The organism is Mycobacterium sp. ELW1 (assembly GCF_008329905.1).
In the GTDB taxonomy this organism is placed as follows: Bacteria; Actinomycetota; Actinomycetes; order Mycobacteriales; family Mycobacteriaceae; genus Mycobacterium.
Genome location: NZ_CP032155.1, coordinates 4,615,660 through 4,634,280, shown reverse-complemented (window position 1 = coordinate 4,634,280; position 18,621 = coordinate 4,615,660). Strand labels below are relative to the sequence as shown.

General features: G+C 67.1%; 22 protein-coding genes. 9 read left to right on the top strand and 13 right to left on the bottom strand.

Annotation, left to right across the window (positions count from 1 at the left end; translation table 11 throughout):
* The first annotated feature begins 52 nt into the window (after positions 1 to 52).
* On the top strand, positions 53 to 496 hold the full coding sequence (locus tag D3H54_RS22095) for an ester cyclase (RefSeq protein ID WP_149381187.1): 444 nt from the start codon (positions 53 to 55) through the stop codon (positions 494 to 496).
* Here D3H54_RS22095 and amaB read toward each other — a convergent pair.
* Entirely contained in the window at positions 493 to 2,046 is a 1,554-nt protein-coding gene (amaB, locus tag D3H54_RS22090; protein ID WP_149381186.1) for an L-piperidine-6-carboxylate dehydrogenase, read from the bottom strand. The genes D3H54_RS22095 and amaB overlap by 4 nt on opposite strands.
* Entirely contained in the window at positions 2,043 to 3,281 is a 1,239-nt protein-coding gene (hglS, locus tag D3H54_RS22085; RefSeq protein ID WP_149381185.1) for a 2-oxoadipate dioxygenase/decarboxylase, read from the bottom strand. Before hglS ends, amaB begins: the two co-directional genes overlap by 4 nt.
* 30 nt (positions 3,282 to 3,311) lie before the next feature.
* Between hglS and D3H54_RS22080 the strand changes: the two genes are divergently transcribed.
* The 4 genes from D3H54_RS22080 to D3H54_RS22065 are packed head-to-tail and all read left to right on the top strand — an operon-like array spanning position 3,312 to position 6,224.
* The gene (locus D3H54_RS22080) at positions 3,312 to 3,785 is read left to right on the top strand and encodes an Lrp/AsnC family transcriptional regulator (protein WP_149381182.1); all 474 of its coding nucleotides are present in this window, start codon (positions 3,312 to 3,314) and stop codon (positions 3,783 to 3,785) included.
* Between the two features lie 48 nt (positions 3,786 to 3,833).
* Complete coding sequence (lat, locus tag D3H54_RS22075) at positions 3,834 to 5,174, top strand: L-lysine 6-transaminase (RefSeq protein ID WP_149381180.1); 1,341 nt, start codon at positions 3,834 to 3,836, stop codon at positions 5,172 to 5,174.
* Positions 5,175 to 5,185: 11 nt separating this feature from the next.
* Complete coding sequence (locus D3H54_RS22070; protein WP_149381178.1) at positions 5,186 to 5,860, top strand: sensor domain-containing protein; 675 nt, start codon at positions 5,186 to 5,188, stop codon at positions 5,858 to 5,860.
* Positions 5,861 to 5,912: 52 nt separating this feature from the next.
* Positions 5,913 to 6,224, top strand: a complete 312-nt coding sequence (locus D3H54_RS22065) for a hypothetical protein (RefSeq protein ID WP_149381176.1) — start codon at positions 5,913 to 5,915, stop codon at positions 6,222 to 6,224.
* A gap of 310 nt (positions 6,225 to 6,534) precedes the next feature.
* Here D3H54_RS22065 and D3H54_RS22055 read toward each other — a convergent pair whose 3' ends face one another.
* A complete protein-coding gene (locus D3H54_RS22055) occupies positions 6,535 to 6,747 on the bottom strand; it encodes a hypothetical protein (RefSeq protein ID WP_149381174.1) in 213 nt (70 codons plus the stop codon).
* A gap of 65 nt (positions 6,748 to 6,812) precedes the next feature.
* On the opposite strand from D3H54_RS22055, the gene D3H54_RS22050 reads away from it, so the two are divergent.
* Complete coding sequence (locus D3H54_RS22050; RefSeq protein WP_149381172.1) at positions 6,813 to 8,318, top strand: FAD-dependent oxidoreductase; 1,506 nt, start codon at positions 6,813 to 6,815, stop codon at positions 8,316 to 8,318.
* A 127-nt stretch (positions 8,319 to 8,445) separates the two neighbouring features.
* Here D3H54_RS22050 and D3H54_RS22045 read toward each other — a convergent pair whose 3' ends face one another.
* Positions 8,446 to 9,462, bottom strand: coding sequence for a DNA topoisomerase IB (locus tag D3H54_RS22045; RefSeq protein WP_149381170.1), 1,017 nt, complete (start codon positions 9,460 to 9,462; stop codon positions 8,446 to 8,448).
* 212 nt (positions 9,463 to 9,674) lie between these two features.
* Between D3H54_RS22045 and D3H54_RS22040 the strand changes: the two genes are divergently transcribed.
* Positions 9,675 to 10,112 (top strand): ATP-binding protein, encoded by a 438-nt coding sequence (locus tag D3H54_RS22040; protein WP_115316720.1) that lies wholly within the window; start codon positions 9,675 to 9,677, stop codon positions 10,110 to 10,112.
* Between the two features lie 62 nt (positions 10,113 to 10,174).
* Positions 10,175 to 10,900 carry an RNA polymerase sigma factor SigF gene (locus D3H54_RS22035; protein WP_036340373.1) on the top strand — a complete coding sequence of 242 codons (726 nt, stop codon included), beginning with the start codon at positions 10,175 to 10,177 and terminating at the stop codon, positions 10,898 to 10,900.
* Here the strand turns inward: D3H54_RS22035 and D3H54_RS22030 are convergent.
* Positions 10,871 to 11,272, bottom strand: a complete 402-nt coding sequence (locus D3H54_RS22030) for an STAS domain-containing protein (RefSeq protein WP_286198967.1) — start codon at positions 11,270 to 11,272, stop codon at positions 10,871 to 10,873. The genes D3H54_RS22035 and D3H54_RS22030 overlap by 30 nt on opposite strands.
* Before the next feature lie 254 nt (positions 11,273 to 11,526).
* Here D3H54_RS22030 and D3H54_RS22025 point away from each other — a divergent pair, with 254 nt between their 5' ends.
* The gene (locus tag D3H54_RS22025; protein ID WP_149381166.1) at positions 11,527 to 12,072 is read left to right on the top strand and encodes a nucleotidyltransferase family protein; all 546 of its coding nucleotides are present in this window, start codon (positions 11,527 to 11,529) and stop codon (positions 12,070 to 12,072) included.
* Here the strand turns inward: D3H54_RS22025 and D3H54_RS22020 are convergent.
* The 8 genes from D3H54_RS22020 to D3H54_RS21985 all read right to left on the bottom strand — a co-directional run bounded on the left by D3H54_RS22020 (position 12,069) and on the right by D3H54_RS21985 (position 18,580).
* A complete protein-coding gene (locus D3H54_RS22020; RefSeq protein ID WP_149381164.1) occupies positions 12,069 to 12,389 on the bottom strand; it encodes a hypothetical protein in 321 nt (106 codons plus the stop codon). The genes D3H54_RS22025 and D3H54_RS22020 overlap by 4 nt on opposite strands.
* 16 nt (positions 12,390 to 12,405) lie before the next feature.
* Positions 12,406 to 14,193, bottom strand: coding sequence for an acetyl/propionyl/methylcrotonyl-CoA carboxylase subunit alpha (locus D3H54_RS22015; protein ID WP_149381162.1), 1,788 nt, complete (start codon positions 14,191 to 14,193; stop codon positions 12,406 to 12,408).
* A 114-nt stretch (positions 14,194 to 14,307) separates the two neighbouring features.
* The gene (locus D3H54_RS22010; RefSeq protein ID WP_149381160.1) at positions 14,308 to 14,583 is read right to left on the bottom strand and encodes a hypothetical protein; all 276 of its coding nucleotides are present in this window, start codon (positions 14,581 to 14,583) and stop codon (positions 14,308 to 14,310) included.
* Between the two features lie 85 nt (positions 14,584 to 14,668).
* Positions 14,669 to 15,082, bottom strand: a complete 414-nt coding sequence (locus D3H54_RS22005; protein ID WP_168214942.1) for a SufE family protein — start codon at positions 15,080 to 15,082, stop codon at positions 14,669 to 14,671.
* A 2-nt stretch (positions 15,083 to 15,084) separates the two neighbouring features.
* Entirely contained in the window at positions 15,085 to 15,987 is a 903-nt protein-coding gene (locus tag D3H54_RS22000) for a sulfurtransferase (protein WP_149381156.1), read from the bottom strand.
* A gap of 20 nt (positions 15,988 to 16,007) precedes the next feature.
* On the bottom strand, positions 16,008 to 16,652 hold the full coding sequence (locus D3H54_RS21995; protein ID WP_149381154.1) for a Maf family protein: 645 nt from the start codon (positions 16,650 to 16,652) through the stop codon (positions 16,008 to 16,010).
* Between the two features lie 4 nt (positions 16,653 to 16,656).
* A complete protein-coding gene (locus D3H54_RS21990) occupies positions 16,657 to 16,935 on the bottom strand; it encodes an acyl-CoA carboxylase subunit epsilon (RefSeq protein WP_149381152.1) in 279 nt (92 codons plus the stop codon).
* A 16-nt stretch (positions 16,936 to 16,951) separates the two neighbouring features.
* The gene (locus tag D3H54_RS21985) at positions 16,952 to 18,580 is read right to left on the bottom strand and encodes an acyl-CoA carboxylase subunit beta (RefSeq protein WP_149381150.1); all 1,629 of its coding nucleotides are present in this window, start codon (positions 18,578 to 18,580) and stop codon (positions 16,952 to 16,954) included.
* Between the last annotated feature and the right edge of the window lie 41 nt (positions 18,581 to 18,621).

Sequence of the window (18,621 nt, the reverse complement as noted above, 5' to 3'; positions counted from 1 at the left end):
TCGCAGCGAAAGTGCGGGTAGATGTGTACGAAACGTCGATCTCGATGAAGGAATGATCATGGATATGCGTCGGCGTCGGCTCGACGTCATCAAAGAACACATGGACACCGAGGTGACGAAGGAGTTCGACCGCACCCTGGCAACCTTCAACGGACACCCGCGCTACGAGATCATCCCGACCAAACAGGTCTTCGACGGCGACGACGAAGTGATGACGTACTACCGCACCACGCGCACCGCGTTCCCCGACCAGCGCCACGAGAACGCCAGCTTCCACGTCACCGACGACAGCGTGATCGTGGAGTTCGACCTACTGGGAACGAATCTCGGCGAGTTCTACGGGCTGCCGCCGACGGGCAAGGCCTTCCGGGTTCCCGTGATCGCGGTGTTCTCCTTCGACGGCGACCGCATCACCAACGAGCGGATCTACTTCGACGCCGCCACTCTGGTCAACCAGATCGGCCGCAGCGAGCTGCTCGGCCTGCTGGGCGGTTAGCCGAAGTGCACGCCCTGGGCCAGGGGTAGCTCCGAGGAGTAGTTGACGGTGTTCGTGGCGCGGCGCATGTAGGCCTTCCACGAATCCGATCCCGACTCGCGACCGCCGCCGGTCTGCTTCTCGCCGCCGAACGCCCCGCCGATCTCGGCGCCCGAGGTTCCGATGTTGACGTTGGCGATCCCGCAGTCCGACCCGTCGGCCGCCAGGAAGCGTTCGGCCTCGCGGACGTCGGTGGTGAAGATCGCGGACGAGAGTCCTTGTGGGACAGCATTGTTGAGCTCGATCGCCTCGTCGAGGTTGTCGTACGTCAGCACGTAGAGGATCGGCGCGAACGTCTCGTTGTGCACGATCTCGGTCTGGGCGGGCATCCGCACCACCGCCGGTGTGACGTAGAAAGCCTCCGTTGCCTCACCGCCGACGTGCACCCGCTCGCCGCCGATGACCTCGCCGCCGTCGGCGCGAGCCTGCTCCAGCGCGCGGACCATGTCGCGGTAGGCGGTCTCGTGGATCAGCGGTCCGACGAGTGTTCCCTCGGCGGACGGGTCACCGATCGGAAGGCTGCGATAGGCGGCCGTGATCCGCTCGACGAGGGTGTCGGCCACCGAGGTGTGCGCGATGAGCCGGCGCAACGTCGTGCACCGTTGTCCGGCAGTGCCGGCCGCGGAGAACACGATGCCTCGCACCGCCAAATCCAGATCGGCGGAAGGGGTTACGACGGCGGCGTTGTTGCCGCCGAGTTCCAACAGCACCCGGCCGAAGCGTTCGGCGACCCGCGGACCGACCTGCTTGCCCATCCGCACCGAGCCGGTCGCCGACACCAGGGCCACCCGGGGATCGTCGACCAGTGCCTCGCCGACCTCGCGGCCACCGAGCACCAGCCGGCTCAGCGCCACCGGCGCTCCACTATCGGTGGCGGCCCGCTCGATGAGCGCCTGGCAGGCGATCGCCGTCAGCGGGGTGAGCTCTGAGGGCTTCCACACCACGGTGTCGCCGCACACCAGCGCCACCGCGGTATTCCACGCCCACACCGCGACCGGGAAGTTGAACGCGGTGATCACCCCGACCACGCCGAGTGGATGCCAGTTCTCCATCAGCCGGTGCCCCGGGCGTTCGGACGCGATGGTCCGCCCGTACAGCTGACGGGACAGGCCGACGGCGAAGTCGCAGATGTCGATCATCTCCTGGACCTCGCCGAGGGCTTCGGAGGTGATCTTTCCGGCCTCGACGGTCACCAGGGTGGCCAGGTCCGCCTTGTGCTCGCGCAGCAGCTCGCCCAGCCGGGCCACCAGCTGGCCGCGAACCGGGGCGGGTGTGGTGCGCCATGTCGTAAATGCTTGCGCCGCAGCGGTGATCGCGGTCCGAGTCTGATCGGGTGTGGTCTCGGCGATAGTGAACAAGACCTCGCCGGTCACCGGCGTGCTCGCCGGCAGGCCGGGTCCGCCCGGCTCGGTGAGGTCGACCTGCGCACCGATGGCGTCAAAGGCGGCGCGCACGGATGCGCGCAGATCCTCGGCGGTGGGCAGTGACGTGGCGGTGGTCGTGGTGCTCATGCGGGGGCCTCCTGGGCGGTCGCGTCGTAAAGGTCGTAGGGGTCGTGGATGTGGCGGTCGATCGTGCCGGCCAGCCAGTCGATGTCGTAACCGGATTCGTCTGCCACCGAGGCGGCTTCGGTATCGGCGTCGAGATTGGAGCGGAAGATCCCGGCGGCCGAGGCCGGCAGGAAGTCCTCGTAGACCACCGGGGCGTCCGGATCCCCGCGGTGGTAGTAGGCCAGGCCCGCAGAGGCCATCTCGTCGTCGGTGGGGGGAAAGTGGTCGGCCCAGACCGCGGCCGGGTCCGAGTGCGCCATCGCGGCGTCATACCGTTCACGGCCTTTGCGGGTCAGGGCGACACCGCGGGCCTCCACCTCCCCGAAGCGCACCCGCAGCGTGCCCTCGGTGACGCCGCCGTCGGGTTCGCGGAAACGGCGCGGCTCGGCCAGCGCGCGAAACGAGGTCTGCCGCAACAGCACTGCGGGGCCGTCCCAGCGTGGCGGTCCCTGAATGGCGTCGATCATCGCGATCCCGCGCTCGCTCATCCGGCGGTACAGATCGTCGATGTCGAGCACCCGCGGCGTCAGATGGTTGATGTGGGTGGTGGGCACCCCGGCGATGTCGGCGGCGACGGCCGAGACGGCGGTCAGTTCGGCATACCAGGCCCGGTCGACCGGCTCGCGCGACAGCGCGAACGCGGCCACCGCGCGTGCCACGAAATCCTCGGCCGCAGCCTCCGGACAACCGCCGGCGGCCGCGATACGGCGGGCATCGGCGATCAGCTGCGGATCGAACAGTTGGCGCCGGTCCAGGAATTCGTCGACGCGGCGGCGCAGGTCGGCATCGAAGAACCGGCCGTCGCGGGTCGCCAGCATCGAGGTGAACACCCGAAACGGGTTGCGCGCCAGTTCGGAAGCATCCACCGGGCGAAATGCAGTGGACACCACCGGGACGGGTGATGCCGCCTCGCGCAGATCGTAGAAACCCACCGGATACATCCCGAATGCCCCGAAAAGCTCTGCCACATCGGTCAATTCGGCCGGGGTACCGACGCGGATCGCGCCGTGGCGTTCCGCGGTGACACGCTCGATGGATCCGAGCCGCTCGGCGTGCGGATGCCCGGCGGCATAATCGCCGTTGACGGCTTCGCTGACCTCGACCAGCGTTGTGTAGGCAGGGACTTCGGCCCCGTACATCGCCGACAGTGCCGCGGCGAACCGTGCTCGCAGCTGCCAGATTTCGACATTGCTCACGAAACACCACCGCTGCGATAGTGTGCGGCCATGGCGGAGAGCGCGGACGCGACACACGGTCTCGACGAGATCGATCGCACGCTGGTTCGTGAACTCGTCGCCGATGGCAGGGCCACGCTGGCGGAGCTGGCCGCGGCCACCGGCCTGTCGGTGTCCGCGGTCCAGTCGCGGGTGCGTCGTCTGGAGTCCCGGGGGGTGGTCACCGGGTACAGCGCGCGGGTGAATCCCGACGCGTTCGGGCCCATGCTGTCGGCGTTCGTGGCGATCACCCCTCTCGATCCTTCCCAACCAGATGATGCCCCCGCGCGGCTGGAACACATCGCCGAAATCGAGGCGTGCCATTCGGTGGCCGGCGAGGAGAGCTACGTCCTGTTCGTGCGCGTCGCGTCGCCACCCGCGCTGGAGGTCCTGCTGCAACAGATCCGTACCGCCGCGAACGTACGCACCCGAAGCACCGTCATTCTAAACACATTTTACAGTCATCGGGTCTCACTACCGGTTTAGTTCCGGTTCGGCGCGCTGAAAGCGTAAAAATTGCGTTAGTATCGCTTCATGACGGAACTCTTGTCGCGCGATGACCTCGACGTCGTCGACCCCGGAAATGTCCGTACGATTCTGGAACGCAGCATCCTGGCCGACGGCCTGGACCTCGTCCTGGACCTGGACCGGTCGTCGGGGTCGTGGCTCGTCGATGCCCGCAACGGCACCGAATACCTCGACATGTTCACGTTCTTCGCGTCGTCAGCGCTGGGTATGAATCACCCCGCACTGGCCGACGACGCGGCGTTTCGCGCCGAACTGGCGCGGGCCGCGATCAACAAGCCGTCCAACTCCGACGTCTACACCGTCCCGATGGCGCGCTTCGTCGACACCTTCTCCCGGGTGCTGGGCGATCCCGCGCTGCCGCACCTCTTCTTCGTCGACGGCGGCGCGCTGGCGGTGGAGAACGCGCTCAAGGTGGCGTTCGACTGGAAAAGCCGGCACAACGAGGCGCGCGGGATCGATCCCGCGCTCGGAACCCGAGTGCTGCATCTGCGGGGCGCCTTTCACGGTCGCAGCGGCTACACCCTGTCGCTGACCAACACCGACCCGGTCAAGGTGGCGCGCTTTCCCAAGTTCGACTGGCCGCGCATCGACGCCCCGTATCTGCGCTCCGGCCTGGATGGTCGGGACATGGATGCGCTGGAGGCTGAGTCCGTCGCACAGGCCCGCGCGGCATTCGAGGCGCATCCGCACGACATCGCCTGCTTCATCGTCGAACCGATCCAGGGCGAGGGCGGCGACCGGCACTTCCGGCCGCAATTCTTCGCCGCGATGCGCCGCCTGTGTGACGACTACGACGCGCTGATGATCGCCGATGAAGTGCAGACCGGGTGTGGCATCACCGGCACCGCGTGGGCCTACCAACAGCTCGGCTTCACCCCCGACGTCGTCGCGTTCGGCAAGAAGACCCAGGTGTGCGGGATCATGGCCGGCCGACGGGTCGACGACGTCACCGACAACGTCTTCGCCGTCAGCTCCCGGATCAACTCGACCTGGGGCGGCAACCTCGTCGACATGGTCCGTTCGCGGCGGATCCTGGAGGTCATCGAAGCCGACGCGCTGTTCGCGCGGTCCGCCGACATGGGTGCCTACCTGCTCGCCGGACTCGAGGACCTCGCCCGGCAGCTGCCGGAGGTCGGCGATGTGCGCGGCCGCGGATTGATGTGCGCGTTCAGTCTTCCCAGTCCCGAGCGTCGGGACGCGGTGCTGGCCGCACTGTGGAAGCGCGGCGTCATCATGCTCGGCAGCGGCGGAGACAGTGTGCGGTTCCGCCCGGCCCTGACCGTGTCGCGCAGTGAGATCGACCGCGCGCTGGCCGCCCTGGGAGAGGTATTGCGCGCGGCGGTCTAGCATTCTGAAGCGTGCGGCTGGCTGCGATTCTCGGCGCTTCGGCGGTGCTGGTCGCCGGGTGCGCGCAGACCGTCGCCGGCAGCGCCGTGTCCAATCCCGCTCACGGCATCACGCCGCTGCGTGCAGGGGACACCGACCAGGTGCTGATCGGCCCGGCGCAGCTGCACGACATCATCGGGGTGAAGCTGCAAACCGACGCCGACCAGACGCGGCCCATTCCCGGATCCTCGGCCGTCCCCGCGTGCTCGGCGCTCGACGCGGCCGGGATGGCGGCATTCCTCGGCGAGAATTCGGTTGGCCTGCACGTCATGCTGTTCACCGATGGCGACAAACACGACCACGTCGTGGCCGAAGCTGTCGCGATCTACGCCGACGGCGCCTCGGCGGCGGCGCAATTCGCCACCGGAACCAAGAATGCAAAGGCCTGCGACGGTCAGCGCGCGCTGAGCAGCGGCGGAGACGCCGCCTGGAAGTTCACCGTGCCCGACATCAGTGCCGACACCGTGCGATGGAACAAGCAGCAGATCGGAATTCCGTTCGACTGGACCTGCTACGCGGAGGCACGCCTGCGCAACAATGCCATCGTCCAGGCGATGGCCTGTCAGGGCGATGATGGGGGCCAGGTCGCCGTGACCACGATGACCGACCGGATGTCGGCGAGCGTGTGGGAGTTGTCCGGCCACTGAGCGCACAATCCGGCCAGGTTTACCCCCGGGGCGCATCGGGCAAAAAGCAAACATGCAGTCTGCGCGGCCGGCGTCGGCGGAAGTGCTGGCGGCACTTCGCTTCGCGATTGTGGCTGCCGGAGCGGGATTCATCGCTGCGGCACTCGGTGTGATGTGGATGTCGACCTGCACCGGCGGTACCGGCGCCGACGCCGCGGCATGTGGTCCGGTTCCGGCCACCGCGCTGGGCCTCAGCGCCCCGCTCGTGCTGCTCATTGCGACAGCGTGGGCTTTCAGGCGCGGTCATGTGCGCCGGGATGCCGCGTGGCATGGTGCGGGTGTGGTCCTGCTGATGCTCACGGTGGCGGCAGCGTTGCAAGGTTGAGACGAGAAAGGCCCAGCCACGTGGGCTGGACCTTTGTATCTCAGGCGTCAATAACTGCGGATGAGCGAGATCAACTTTTCCTTGCTCAGGCCCGAATAGCCTGAAATCCCAAGTTGCTTGGCCCTTTTCTTGAGCTCAGCGACGGTCCAGCCTTCATAGGCGCAGGACCGACTTGGCCGAAAAAAACGGATGTCGTCGACATCCGATCTCGCCGCAGAGGCGCTCGACATTTCCTACCCCCTTTGCTGAGGTTGCTGTTCCCCGGTGGAACTTGTACCCAGAGCCCCCGCTGGGTCAAACATTGCCCTGACTAGCGGATCTCGTCAGGGTCCGGATCCTCGACGACCTGGCGTTGTTCCTGCCAATCCAATTCGTTGCTCTCCAGAGGTGGTGGGCCGTCGTCGAGCGGCACCCTCTCATCGATGTCGAGGCTCTCCAAGTCGGCGGATTGCGTCGCAGGCTGGATTTGCTCGATGGCATCGGAGACTGGGACGTCGTCGGGGATTGGGTCGCGCTCGATCATTCGAATCAATTTACCTCCTTGCGCCGCTGCGGTTTCGGCCAGCCAGCGGCGGGTATCGGCTTGTCATGACATCTCTGTGGCTCGATGGCGCCGGCGTCGACCAACCCCAAATTGACGGTGACGCAACAAAAGACGCTCCGAACGTTGAGGTCGTCGTGGTCGGGGCGGGTATCACCGGGTTGGTGGTCGCAGTCCTGCTGGCCCGGGCCGGGAAGCGGGTCCTCGTGGTGGAGGCGCGCACCGCGGGTGCAGTTGCCACCGGCAACACCACTGCCAAAGTCAGTTTGTTGCAGGGCAGCCGGCTTTCGACGATCGCGCAACGCCACTCGATCGAGCTGGTTCGCCAGTATGTGGAAGGCAACCGGGAAGGCCAGGCCTGGCTGGAGCACTACTGCACAGACCACGGCATCGATCTACAGCGCGAAGACGCCTACAGCTATGCGCAATTCGAGCGTGGACTTCCCACCGCCCGTGCGGAATTCGAGGCTGCCGAGGCCGCGGGTCTCGGCGTGAGCTGGGTGGATCAGCTGGACGTGCCGTTCGAGTTCCGTGGCGGCGTCCGATTGGCCGAACAGATTCAGTTCGACCCGATGCCCTTTCTGGGCGCGCTGATCACCGAATTGCAGGAACGCGGCGGTCGACTGATGACCGGTCACCGCGTCTATGCGGCGTCCACTTCGGACGGGCGGGTGAGCCTGAAGCTGCGCAGTGCGCAGGGCCGTGAGCACGTCGCCCACGCCGACCAGTGTGTGTTGGCAACCGGCACGCCCATCCTGGATCGCGGCGGCTTCTTCGCCCGGCTGCACCCGAGCCGCTCCTACTGCGTGGCCTTCGACGTGCCCGGGTCACTTCCGCGGCCGATGATGCTCTCTGTCGACAAGCCCACCCGGTCGGTGCGCTACGCCCCGACTGCCGCTGGTGAAAGGCTGATCGTCGGCGGCGGCGGGCACACCGTCGGGCGCAAGGACAGCGCGCGGACCTCTTACGACGAACTCGTCGGCTGGACCAGGCGACACTTTCCCGGCGCGCAACCCACCCACTACTGGTCGGCCCAGGACTACGTCCCTGTCGACGAACTGCCCTACGTCGGGCCGCTGCTTCCCGGCAGCGACCACTTCCTGGTGGCGACGGGGTTCGCGAAGTGGGGGATGACCAATGGCGTGGCCGCGGCACTGTTACTGGCCAAGCGTCTGCTCGGTGGAGACCAGGCGCGCTGGGCGCCGGCCTTTGCCAGCTGGAGCCCGCACGAGCTCACGGGTCTCACCACGGCGCTGAAGAACAACCTCGAGGTCGGTTGGCAGATGGCTGCCGGGTGGGTGACACCGATCGCCCGCCGAAATACCCCGCTGCGCGAGGGGGCCGGTTCGGTTAGTGGACCGCCGTGGAACATGGTGGCCCGCAGCGTGGTCGGCGGAGACGAGAGGTGCGTCTCGCCGGTGTGCACCCATCTCGGCGGTGTGCTGTCGTGGAACGACGCGGAGAAGTCGTGGGACTGCCCGTTGCACGGTTCGCGATTCGGACCGGACGGGACCGTGCTGGAGGGCCCGGCCACCCGCGATCTGTCGCGCTAACCGATTGCGGCTCAACGCTTGACGGGCAACCGCCCTCCGGCGATGTGCAGCCGCGCTGCGCCGGATTCCCGACCTGAAATTCGTTGGCCCCGTTGCACATTGCGATATGTCCGCGCCGCAGCCACCGTCAGCGGCGCTTGGCAACCCGCCTGATCATCCGCGCGGTGGCCTTCTCGAGGATGGCCTGCCCGCGGTCGGCGTTGCGCTCCTTACCGGCCCGGCGCGCTGCGGCGGCGATCGTCGTTCCGTTCTCGTAGGCGGTGACCACCCGCGGGTCGACGTAGGAGCTGCGGGCAACGGCGGGGGTGTTGCCGAGTTCGTCGGACACCTCGCGCATCACGGCGGCCTCCACACGCTTGCGTACCGTCTTGTTGACCGGCGGGTCGGCATCGACGAAAGCCGCTGCGGCGAGCACGGTTCCGTGCCAGGTCCGCAGGTCCTTGACGCTGTGGTCCTCGCCGAGGTGTTCCTTGAATTTCGCGTTGAGGTCATCGGAGTGGATGTCCAGCCAGCCGGAGTCGGTCTGGCACACCAGCAGGCGGCCGCTGGGGCTGCAGCGGCGCAACTCGCGAACGATGCCCACCACATCGGGGTCCTCGATGGTCCAGTTTCGCTGGACCCCGCTCTTGGCCGGATAGTCGAACACCACCGCGCCGCCCTTGACCGTCACGTGCTCGCACAGCAGCGTGGCGATGCCGTAGGAGTTGTTCTCCTCGGCGTAGGCCTCGCCGCCGGCACGGAAATACCCGCGGTCGAGCAGATGCAGAGCCAACGCCAGCACCCGGTCTTTCGAAAGGCCCTCGCCGTGCAGATCCTCGGCGATCCGCGAACGAAACTCGGGCAGTCCAGACGACATCTGCAGTACCCGATCGAACTTCTCCTCGCTGCGCTCCTCCTGCCACTTCTGGTGGTAGAGGTACTGGCGTCGGCCTGCCGCATCGGTGCCGACGGCCTGGATGTGGCCGCTGGGATGGGGCGAGATCCACACCTTGCGCCAGGCCGGCGGTATCACCAGGTCCTTGATCCGCTGGACCGTCTTCTCGTCGGTCAGCAATTCGCCGTCGGGGGTGTAGTAGGAGAAACCCTTGCCTCGGCGAACACGACGGAGACCCGGTCCGTCGACGGAGCTGCGCCGGAGTCTCATCGCTCGACGAACCAGAATTTGCGGCGCGCAGGTTTGAACTGGGGTGCCGGGTGGGTACGAGGGTGCCACCATGACGACGACTTCCTGGGTTGTGTTGCGCTCGCTTCCGGCCTCATGCGCACCTATTACCCGGCCGACTCGGTCATCACACGACCGTGGTTAGCACGCCTGTGGGCTGGAGTAGTGTCGGGTCGACATTGCCAGGAGGCCAGATGACGGACGGCGAGAGCCAGGGCGGCGCGCACCAGCGAGGGGAGAGCGCTGTCGAATTGAGGGTTGCGGCCAAGTTGGAGAACTTGGCCGTGCTGCGCACCGTGGTCGGCGCGGTCGGCACGTTCGAGGACCTGGATTTCGACGCCGTCGCGGATTTGCGGCTGGCCGTCGACGAGGCCTGCACCCGGTTGATTCGTTCAGCATCGCCCGATGCCACGCTCGTCGTCGTCGTCGATGCGCACGACGACGTGGTGGTGGTGGAAGCGTCGACGACATGCGATACCAACGATGTGGTCACCCCCGGTAGCTTCAGCTGGCACGTGCTGAGCTCGCTGACCGACGATGTGCAGACATTCCACAACGGTCACGAGTCCAGTAGTGACGGGCAGGTGTTCGGTATCACCCTGACCACGAGGCGGGCGGGCTCCGGGCGGTGAATTCCCGAGCTACGGATAGTTCGCCCAGGCGGACGAACTCGGAGTACGCCGACGTTCCGGACATGTTCCGGGAGTTGGCGAAGGTGGATCCTGACTCCGCCCAGTTCCAGCGCCAGCGCGATCGCATCGTCGAGCGCTGCCTGCCGCTGGCCGACCACATCGCCCGCCGCTTCGACGGCCGCGGCGAACCCCGAGACGACCTCGTTCAGGTAGCCCGCGTCGGCCTTGTGAACGCGGTCATCCGCTACGACGTCGAGACCGGTTCGGACTTCGTGTCATTCGCGGTCCCCACCATCATGGGTGAGGTCCGACGCCACTTCCGGGACAACAGCTGGTCGGTCAAGGTGCCTCGCCGGCTCAAGGAACTGCACCTGCGACTCGGCGCGGCGACCTCGGAACTGTCCCAGCGGCTGGGGCGCGCACCGACCGCCTCCGAACTCGCCGAAGAACTCGGCATGGAGCGCGAAGAGGTCGTCGAGGGTCTGGTCGCGGGCAGTTCGTACAACACCCTGTCGATCGACAGCGGCGGCAGCGGCAGCGACGAGGACGCGCCGGCGATCGTCGACACCTTGGGTGACGTCGATTTGAGCCTGGATCAGATCGAGAACCGGGAGGCGTTGCGTCCGCTGCTCGCGCAGTTGCCCGAGCGGGAACGCACCGTCCTGTTGCTCCGGTTCTTCGAGTCGCTCACCCAGACTCAGATCGCCGAGCGCGTCGGCATCTCACAGATGCACGTCTCGCGCCTGCTCGCGAAGTCGCTAACTCGGCTCCGGGACCAGTTGGAGTAGCCGGCGGGGTTCGCCGTCGAGCAGTTCGACGGCCTCCCGCACGGAGTCGGCCACCGGCAGCGTGTGGTCGGGATCGCAGACCCGCAACAGCCGCGACACCGCGTCCCCGGTCACCATCACCCAACGTGCCGAAGCGTTGGCGCAGCGGACGTTGATGGTGTGCAGCGCCGAGAATCCCGCGGTTCCGAAGAAGCTGAGCGGGCTCAGGTCCAGGACCAGACGGTCGCCAACGCGTGCGCATGCGTCGACGTGGTCGGCGAAGGCGATGGCATTGGACGCGTCGAGCTCGCCCTGGACGGTGATGATCCCGACGGTCTCGTCGGGCCAGATAGTAGTGAAGCGAGCGGTGTGGCAATCATGTGAATGCGACACAGCCGAACGCTCGGATTGATCTGTACTGAAGACAGACATAGTGACTCCATCAGCGAACGAATATTCGTACTGTGGATCGCGCCAGAGTGGGTAAGCCCGTGTAGTGCGGGAGTTTGCTTGCCTCGCACGTCTTTGACGTTTTTCCGCGCGGCTGTGAACTCAACCTGGCTTGAACTCTACGCCTCTTGTCGGACCAGCGACCAGCGATGACGCGGGTTCTCATCAACCTCTTCAGTTGCCGTCACACTGTGTACATGTCCAAACAAGGCCGATCGGCCGGCGTCCTGCTGGCGGCCGGTGCGGGTACCCGCTACGGCATGCCGAAAGTGCTTGCCGCCCAGGGTGAATGGCTGCGTTCCGCGGTCGGGGCGCTGGCCGGCGGCGGCTGCGGTGACGTGGTGGTTGTGTTGGGCGCGGCGATTGTCGACGTTCCGGCGCACGCCCGTGCGGTGGTCGCCGACGAGTGGCAGCGCGGGATGGGGGTTTCCCTGCGCACCGGACTGGCGGCGCTATCGGACGCCGATTACGCGGTGATCCTCACCGTCGACACCCCAGACATCGGCGCGGACGTCGTCGCTCGGGTGCTCGGGGCCGCGTACGAGTCGCCGTCCGGTCTGGCCCGGGCCACCTACGGCGGGCGGCCCGGCCATCCGGTCGTCATCGCCCGCGAGCACTGGCCGGCATTGCGGGCCACGCTGGACGGCGACGAGGGCGCACGGCGGTTCCTGGCGGCCCGCACCGATGTGGTGGCGGTCGACTGTGCCGACCTCGCCACCGGGCGCGACATCGACGAGCGCTAACCGCTGCCGATCGACTGGGCGAAGCGGCGCACCGAATCGGCTGCGGTCTGGGTCGCTTCGGCATGACCGGGGCGAGCCCGCGGCTGGATCATCCCGGTGCCGACGTCGAGGACCACTTCGCCGAGCAGTTCACCGGTGGTCGGCTCGCAGACCGCCCAGGAATACACCCGGTCCTGCGTCCACCCGGCAAGACTTCTCGTCACGTACTCCGGATCGGTCTCGCCCAGGTCGGCGAGCGCGGGGCGGTCGTCGATCCTGGAGTCGGCTCTCAGCGCACGCAAATACCAAGCGCCCGCGTTGATTTCGACGGGATCCATGTCAGCGGCGAGCGCCTTACTTGATCTCCGCCAGCACGGTGCCCTGGGTGATCGCGGCACCCGGCTCGACGGCCAGGCCGGTGATGACACCGTCCTTGTGCGCGGTCACCGGGTTCTCCATCTTCATGGCCTCGAGTACCACGACCAGATCACCGGTGGCGACCGTCTGGCCTTCTTCGACGGCGACCTTGACCACGGTGCCCTGCATCGGCGCGGTCACCGCGTCACCCGAGGCGGCGGCGCCGGCCTGGGAGCCGCGCTTGCGTGCCTTCGGCTTCTTGCGGATGGCGCCGGACTCGGCGTGGCCGCCGCCGTTGCCCAACGCCAGGTCACCGGGCAACGAGACCTCGACCCGACGGCCGCCGACCTCGACGACCACCTTCTGGCGCTGCTGAGGTTCTTCTTCGTCGACCGGACCGCCGCCGGTGAACGGCTCGACGGTGTTGTCCCACTCGGTCTCGATCCAGCGGGTGTGGACGGTGAATCCGTCGCCGTCACCGATGAACGCCGGATCGCTGACCACCGCACGGTGGAACGGGATGACCGTGGCCAGACCTTCGACGTGGAATTCGTCGAGCGCACGACGGGACCGCGCCAGCGCCTCCTCGCGGGTGGCGCCGTACACGATCAGCTTGGACAGCATCGAGTCGAACTGGCCGCCGATCACCGAACCGGCCTCGACGCCCGAGTCCAGGCGCACGCCGGGGCCGGTGGGGATGTCGTAGCGGGTGACAGGCCCGGGTGCGGGCAGGAAGCCGCGGCCGGCGTCCTCGCCGTTGATCCGGAACTCGATCGCGTGGCCGCGGGGAGTCGGGTCCTCGGTGAGGTCGAGCTTCTCGCCGTTGGCGATCTTGAACTGCTGCAGCACCAGGTCGATGCCCGCGGTCTCCTCGGTGACCGGGTGTTCCACCTGCAGGCGGGTGTTGACCTCGAGGAAGGAGATCAGCCCGTCCTGGCCGACCAGGTACTCGACGGTTCCGGCGCCGTAGTAGCCGGCCTCCTTGCAGATGCGCTTGGCCGACTCGTGGATCTCCTTGCGCTGCGCGTCGGTGAGAAATGGTGCCGGCGCTTCTTCCACGAGCTTCTGGAAGCGGCGCTGCAGCGAGCAGTCACGGGTACCGGCGACGATGACATTGCCGTGGGTGTCGGCGATGACCTGAGCCTCGACGTGGCGCGGCTTGTCCAGGTAGCGCTCGACGAAGCACTCGCCGCGGCCGAACGCCGCGATCGCCTCGCGGGTGGCCGACTCGAACAGCTCGGGGATCTCCTCGATGGTGCGGGCCACCTTCATGCCGCGGCCGCCGCCACCGAATGCCGCCTTGATGGCCACCGGCACGCCGTACTCCTTGGCGAAGGCGACCACCTCGTCGGCGTCCTTGACCGGGTCGGGGGTGCCGGGCACCAGCGGCGCCTGGGCGCGGGCCGCGATATGACGGGCGGTGACCTTGTCGCCGAGATCGCGGATGGACTGCGGGCTCGGGCCGATCCAGATCAGACCGGCGTCGAGCACGGCCTGGGCGAAGTCGGCGTTCTCGCTCAAGAAGCCGTACCCGGGGTGGATGGCGTTGGCGCCGGACTTGGCCGCGGCGTCGAGGATCTTGGCGAAGTCCAGATAGGACTCCGCGGACGTCTGGCCGCCCAGCGCGAACGCCTCGTCGGCGAGCCGCACGTGCGGTGCGTCGGCGTCGGGCTCGGCGTAGACCGCCACGCTGGCCAGTCCTGCATCCCGGGCCGCCCGGATCACCCGGACCGCGATTTCACCACGGTTGGCGACGAGGACTTTGGAGATGGTCTGACTGGGCACCGCGCCTCCTGCTTTGCGTGACTCTAAGAACGTTCTTTAAAAATAGGTTCGCACGGCAGTGTAAGCGTCGCTGCTTAGACACGAACCAGCTGGTACCCCTACCAATGAGTAAGTTCAGCATCCGGCGAGCAATCCGATCGGATCTGTGCCGATCACCTCGGCGGCTTTGCGCAGTAAACGACGGTCGCGCACGTTGTCGTGGTACCAGACCGTGATGCTGAGCCCGGAGATGAAGTTGGCGTTGACGGGCGGCGTCGTGCCGACGGTGGTTCGCCAGCTGTCGACTACGCCTTGGAGCTCAGCGTCGACATGGATCACCTCGACAGTGCGCGGCCAGCTCGAGCCGGCTCCGTCGATCAGCCCGAAAAATCGTTGTGACGCAATCGACATAGAGACGGGCGTCGCCGAATCCACCCGGCCGCGCGGCCCGGCGAGCCTGGGATGTGGCCCACCACCGCGCTGGACCCGCCCTGCTCTACGTCGTCGCACGCAGACGGCGTTTGATCCTGGCCAGCATCGCCGACATTCCGCGCAGCCGAAGTGGACTGATCAACGCGGCCAAACCCAGCTCGGAGTAGAAATCGTCGGGCACGGCCAGAATGTCGTCCTTCGGCTGGCCGTCGAGGCCCGCCGCCAGGATCGACGCGAAGCCTCGAGTGGTCGGCGCCTCGGCGGGGGCGCTGAAGAACAGCCGGACGTGCTCGGTGTCGGAGGCGTCGACATGCAGGAACAGCGGCGACTGGCACTCCGGCACCGGTTCCATGGCCGCCTCTTCGAGGTCGGCGGGCAGATCAGGAAGGTCGTCGGCAAACTCCAGCAGCAGCTTGAGCTTGTCCTGGCCCTGCACGTCGGCGAAGTCGGACACGACCTCGGCGAGCGCAGCGGGCATGCTCACGATGCCCCGGGCGCTGATCCTGGTTCAGCACCGGCCACGATCGGCACTCGTACGGTGTTGCCCCACTCGGTCCACGACCCGTCGTAATTGCGAACGCCGGGGATGCCCAACAGGTATGTGAGCACGAACCAGGTGTGGCTGGACCGCTCGCCGATGCGGCAGTAGGCGATGATCGGGATGTTCGGAGCCGCGGTGGCGAACGAATACACATCCTCGAGTTCGGCGCGTTTGCGGAAGCGGCCGCTGTCCTCGGCGGCCTTGGCCCACGGCACCGACACGGCGGTCGGGATGTGGCCGCCACGCAATGCGCCCTCTTCGGGATAGTCCGGCATGTGGGTGCGTTCGCCGGTGTACTCCTGAGGAGAGCGCACGTCGATCAGCGTCGAATGGCCCAGGGACGCAAGCACATCGTCCTTGTAGGCGCGGATCGCGGCATCGTTGCGTTCGACCACCGGGTAGCCGGAACCGGCCTTGGTGGGGACGTCGAGGGTGGTGTCGCGGCCATCGGAGATCCACAGGTCCCGGCCGCCGTTGAGCAGCCGGACATCCTGGTGGCCGAAGAGGGTGAAGACCCACAGTGCGTAGGCGGCCCACCAGTTGCTCTTGTCGCCGTAGATGACGACGGTGTCGTCGCGGGAGATGCCCTTGCGGTTCATCAGCTCGGCGAATTGCGCGCCGGTGACGTAGTCGCGCACCTGCGGATCGTTGAGATCGGTGTGCCAGTCGATCTTGACCGCGCCCGGGATATGGCCGATGTCATAGAGCAACACGTCTTCGTCGGACTCCACGATGGCCAGCCCGGGGGTGCCGAGGTGCGCCGACAGCCAGTCGGCGGTGACCAGGCGCTCCGGGTGGGCGTAGTCCTTCAGGGTGGGGCTGGGATCTGCGGGAAGCGGCACGACGACGAGCCTACCGCTGATCAGCGGACCGGATTAGCCGCCCACAGGTCGCCGATCGGCAGCCCGACGTCGCTCAGCAGCCGACGCGTCACCGACAGGCCCAGGCCGACCACGTTGGACGGATCGCCGTCGATCCCGTCGACGAACCAGCCGCCGAGGCCGTCGAGCGTGAACGCGCCAGCAACCTGTAGCGGTTCACCACTGGCGATGTAGGCCGCCAAGTCGGCCGCCGTGGGGCTGGCGAACCGGACCCGGGTCACCTCCGCCTGCGTCGCGGTGTGGGCCGCCGCGCCGTGGCGCACCCGGATCACGCAGTGCCCGGTATAGAGCAGGCCAACCTGGCCGGCCATCGAATCCCATTGCAACGCAGCCTGTTCGGGCGTTCCAGGCTTGCCTCGGAGTTCGCCGTCGAGGTAGAGCATCGAATCACAGCCGATGACAACGCAATCCGAAGCGACATCGGGATCGAGCACCTTGTGTACGGCAGCGGCTTTCGCCTGAGCCAGGGCGGTGACGACGTCGCCGGGCTCGGCATCGGCGCCCAGGTTCGCCACGATCGCGTCCTCGTCGACACCGGAGACGACGACCAGCGGGTCGATCCCTGCGTTACGCAGCACCCGCAGACGACCAGATGAGGCCGAGCCGAGAACTACGCGGGTCACGATGCGCTCATCGGCGCATGTGGGTCCGCTCCAACAAGGTCACCTGATTCCAGCTGTGGATCGAGTAACGCAGCTTGTCGACCGGATGACCCCACAGGTTGAGCTCCTGCGGACCCGGGCCGGCATTGCCGCCACTGGCGGCGGCCAGCACGGTCACCAGAGCGGCGATGTCCTCGTCGCTCGGGTTGCCCCTCTCGATGCGGATCTCGGGAGTCAGCGGCTCCGGGTTGTCGAGCGTGATGTCCCGCGGGTCGCTGAGTTCGGTGATGTCCTCGTGCTTGGTCATCGGCGGCAGCCCCTTGTCACAGTGGAATGTTTCCGTGCTTCTTCGGCGGCACCTGAGCGATCTTGCGCTCCAGCAGCCGCAGGGCGGTCGAGATGTACCCGCGGGTGTGCGACGGCGGGATCACCGCGTCGACGTAGCCGCGCTCGGCGGCGATGTACGGGTTCACCAGGGTGTCCTCGTAGGTCTGCTGCAGCTCCAGGCGCAGGGCGTCCACGTCCTTGCCCTCGCTCGCTGCTTCCTTGAGGTCCTTGCGGTAGACGAAGCCGACCGCGCCCGAAGCACCCATGACCGCGATCTGGGCTGTCGGCCAGGCGATGTTGACGTCGCAGCCCATGTCCTTGGAGCCCATGACGCAGTACGCGCCGCCGTAGGCCTTGCGGGTGATGACGGTGATCTTGGCGACGGTGGCCTCGCCGTAGGCGTAGAGCAGCTTGGCGCCGCGGCGGATGATGCCGTTGTACTCCTGCTCGGTGCCCGGCAGGAAGCCCGGCACATCGACCAGCATCACGATCGGAATGTTGAAGCAGTCGCAGGTGCGCACGAACCGGGCAGCCTTCTCGGAGGCGTTGATGTCCAGGCAGCCGGCGAACTGGGTGGGCTGGTTGGCGACGATGCCGACCGGGCGCCCGTCGATCCGCCCGAACCCGACGACGATGTTCTGGGCGTAGCCCGCCTGGACCTCCAGGAACTCGTCGTCGTCGAGGATGCGGGTGATCACCTCGTGCATGTCGTACGGCTGGTTGGGCGAGTCCGGGATCAGCGTGTCGAGCTCGAGGTCCTCGTCGGTGAGGTTGTCCTCGATCGCGCCCGGGTGCGGGGGCGCCGGGTACCGCGGCGGCTCGGCGTAGTTGTTGGGCGGCAGGTAGCTCAGCAGATCGCGCACGTAATCCAGCGCGTCCTGCTCGCCGGAGGCGACGTAGTGCACGGTGCCGGACTTGGCCATGTGGGTGTGGGCGCCGCCCAGATCCTCCATGGTGACGTCCTCGCCGGTGACGGTCTTGATGACGTCGGGTCCGGTGATGAACATCTGGCTGGTTTGGTCGACCATGATCACGAAGTCGGTGAGCGCGGGGGAGTAGACGTGGCCGCCGGCTGCCGCACCCATGATCAGCGAGATCTGTGGGATCACGCCGGAAGCCTTGATGTTGTTGTGGAAGATCCGGCTGTAGAGGCCGAGCGAGACCACACCCTCCTGGATGCGGGCGCCCGCGCCGTCGTTGATGCCGATCAAGGGGCGACCGGTCTTGAGAGCGAGCTCCTGGACCTTGACGATCTTCTCGCCGTAGACCTCGCCGAGGCTGCCGCCGAACACCGTGGCGTCCTGGCTGAAGATGCAGACCTCGCGGCCGTCGATGGTGCCGTACCCGGTCACCACGCCGTCGCCGACCGGACGATTCTCCTGCAACCCGAAGTTGGTGCTGCGATGCCGGGCCAGCGCGTCGAGCTCGACGAACGACCCCTCGTCGAGCAGGGCCAGGATGCGTTCGCGAGCGGTGAGCTTGCCCTTGGCGTGGACCTTCTCCACAGCGGTGTCGCCGACCGGGTGCAGCGATTCCTCGGCGCGCTGACGAAGATCGGCCAGCTTGCCAGCGGTGGTGTGGATGTCGATCGTGTGGCCCGAGGCCGGTTCCGTAACGCTCGTCATGGATGCCGATGGTATCGGCCACCTTAAGAAGGCGCTAAGGG

Coding starts and splice junctions, on each gene's coding strand:
- D3H54_RS22005 (WP_168214942.1), bottom strand. CDS start 15,082: ATGCCCGCTGCGCTCGCCGAGGTCGTGTCCGACTTCGCCGACGTGCAG.
- D3H54_RS22010 (WP_149381160.1), bottom strand. CDS start 14,583: ATGTCGATTGCGTCACAACGATTTTTCGGGCTGATCGACGGAGCCGGC.
- D3H54_RS22020 (WP_149381164.1), bottom strand. CDS start 12,389: ATGGATCCCGTCGAAATCAACGCGGGCGCTTGGTATTTGCGTGCGCTG.
- D3H54_RS22050 (WP_149381172.1), top strand. CDS start 6,813: ATGACATCTCTGTGGCTCGATGGCGCCGGCGTCGACCAACCCCAAATT.
- D3H54_RS21985 (WP_149381150.1), bottom strand. CDS start 18,580: ATGACGAGCGTTACGGAACCGGCCTCGGGCCACACGATCGACATCCAC.
- D3H54_RS22025 (WP_149381166.1), top strand. CDS start 11,527: ATGTCCAAACAAGGCCGATCGGCCGGCGTCCTGCTGGCGGCCGGTGCG.
- D3H54_RS21990 (WP_149381152.1), bottom strand. CDS start 16,935: ATGACCAAGCACGAGGACATCACCGAACTCAGCGACCCGCGGGACATC.
- D3H54_RS22095 (WP_149381187.1), top strand. CDS start 53: ATGATCATGGATATGCGTCGGCGTCGGCTCGACGTCATCAAAGAACAC.
- D3H54_RS22035 (WP_036340373.1), top strand. CDS start 10,175: ATGTTCCGGGAGTTGGCGAAGGTGGATCCTGACTCCGCCCAGTTCCAG.
- lat (WP_149381180.1), top strand. CDS start 3,834: ATGACGGAACTCTTGTCGCGCGATGACCTCGACGTCGTCGACCCCGGA.
- D3H54_RS22045 (WP_149381170.1), bottom strand. CDS start 9,462: ATGAGACTCCGGCGCAGCTCCGTCGACGGACCGGGTCTCCGTCGTGTT.
- D3H54_RS22040 (WP_115316720.1), top strand. CDS start 9,675: ATGACGGACGGCGAGAGCCAGGGCGGCGCGCACCAGCGAGGGGAGAGC.
- D3H54_RS22055 (WP_149381174.1), bottom strand. CDS start 6,747: ATGATCGAGCGCGACCCAATCCCCGACGACGTCCCAGTCTCCGATGCC.
- D3H54_RS22065 (WP_149381176.1), top strand. CDS start 5,913: ATGCAGTCTGCGCGGCCGGCGTCGGCGGAAGTGCTGGCGGCACTTCGC.
- D3H54_RS22080 (WP_149381182.1), top strand. CDS start 3,312: ATGGCGGAGAGCGCGGACGCGACACACGGTCTCGACGAGATCGATCGC.
- amaB (WP_149381186.1), bottom strand. CDS start 2,046: ATGAGCACCACGACCACCGCCACGTCACTGCCCACCGCCGAGGATCTG.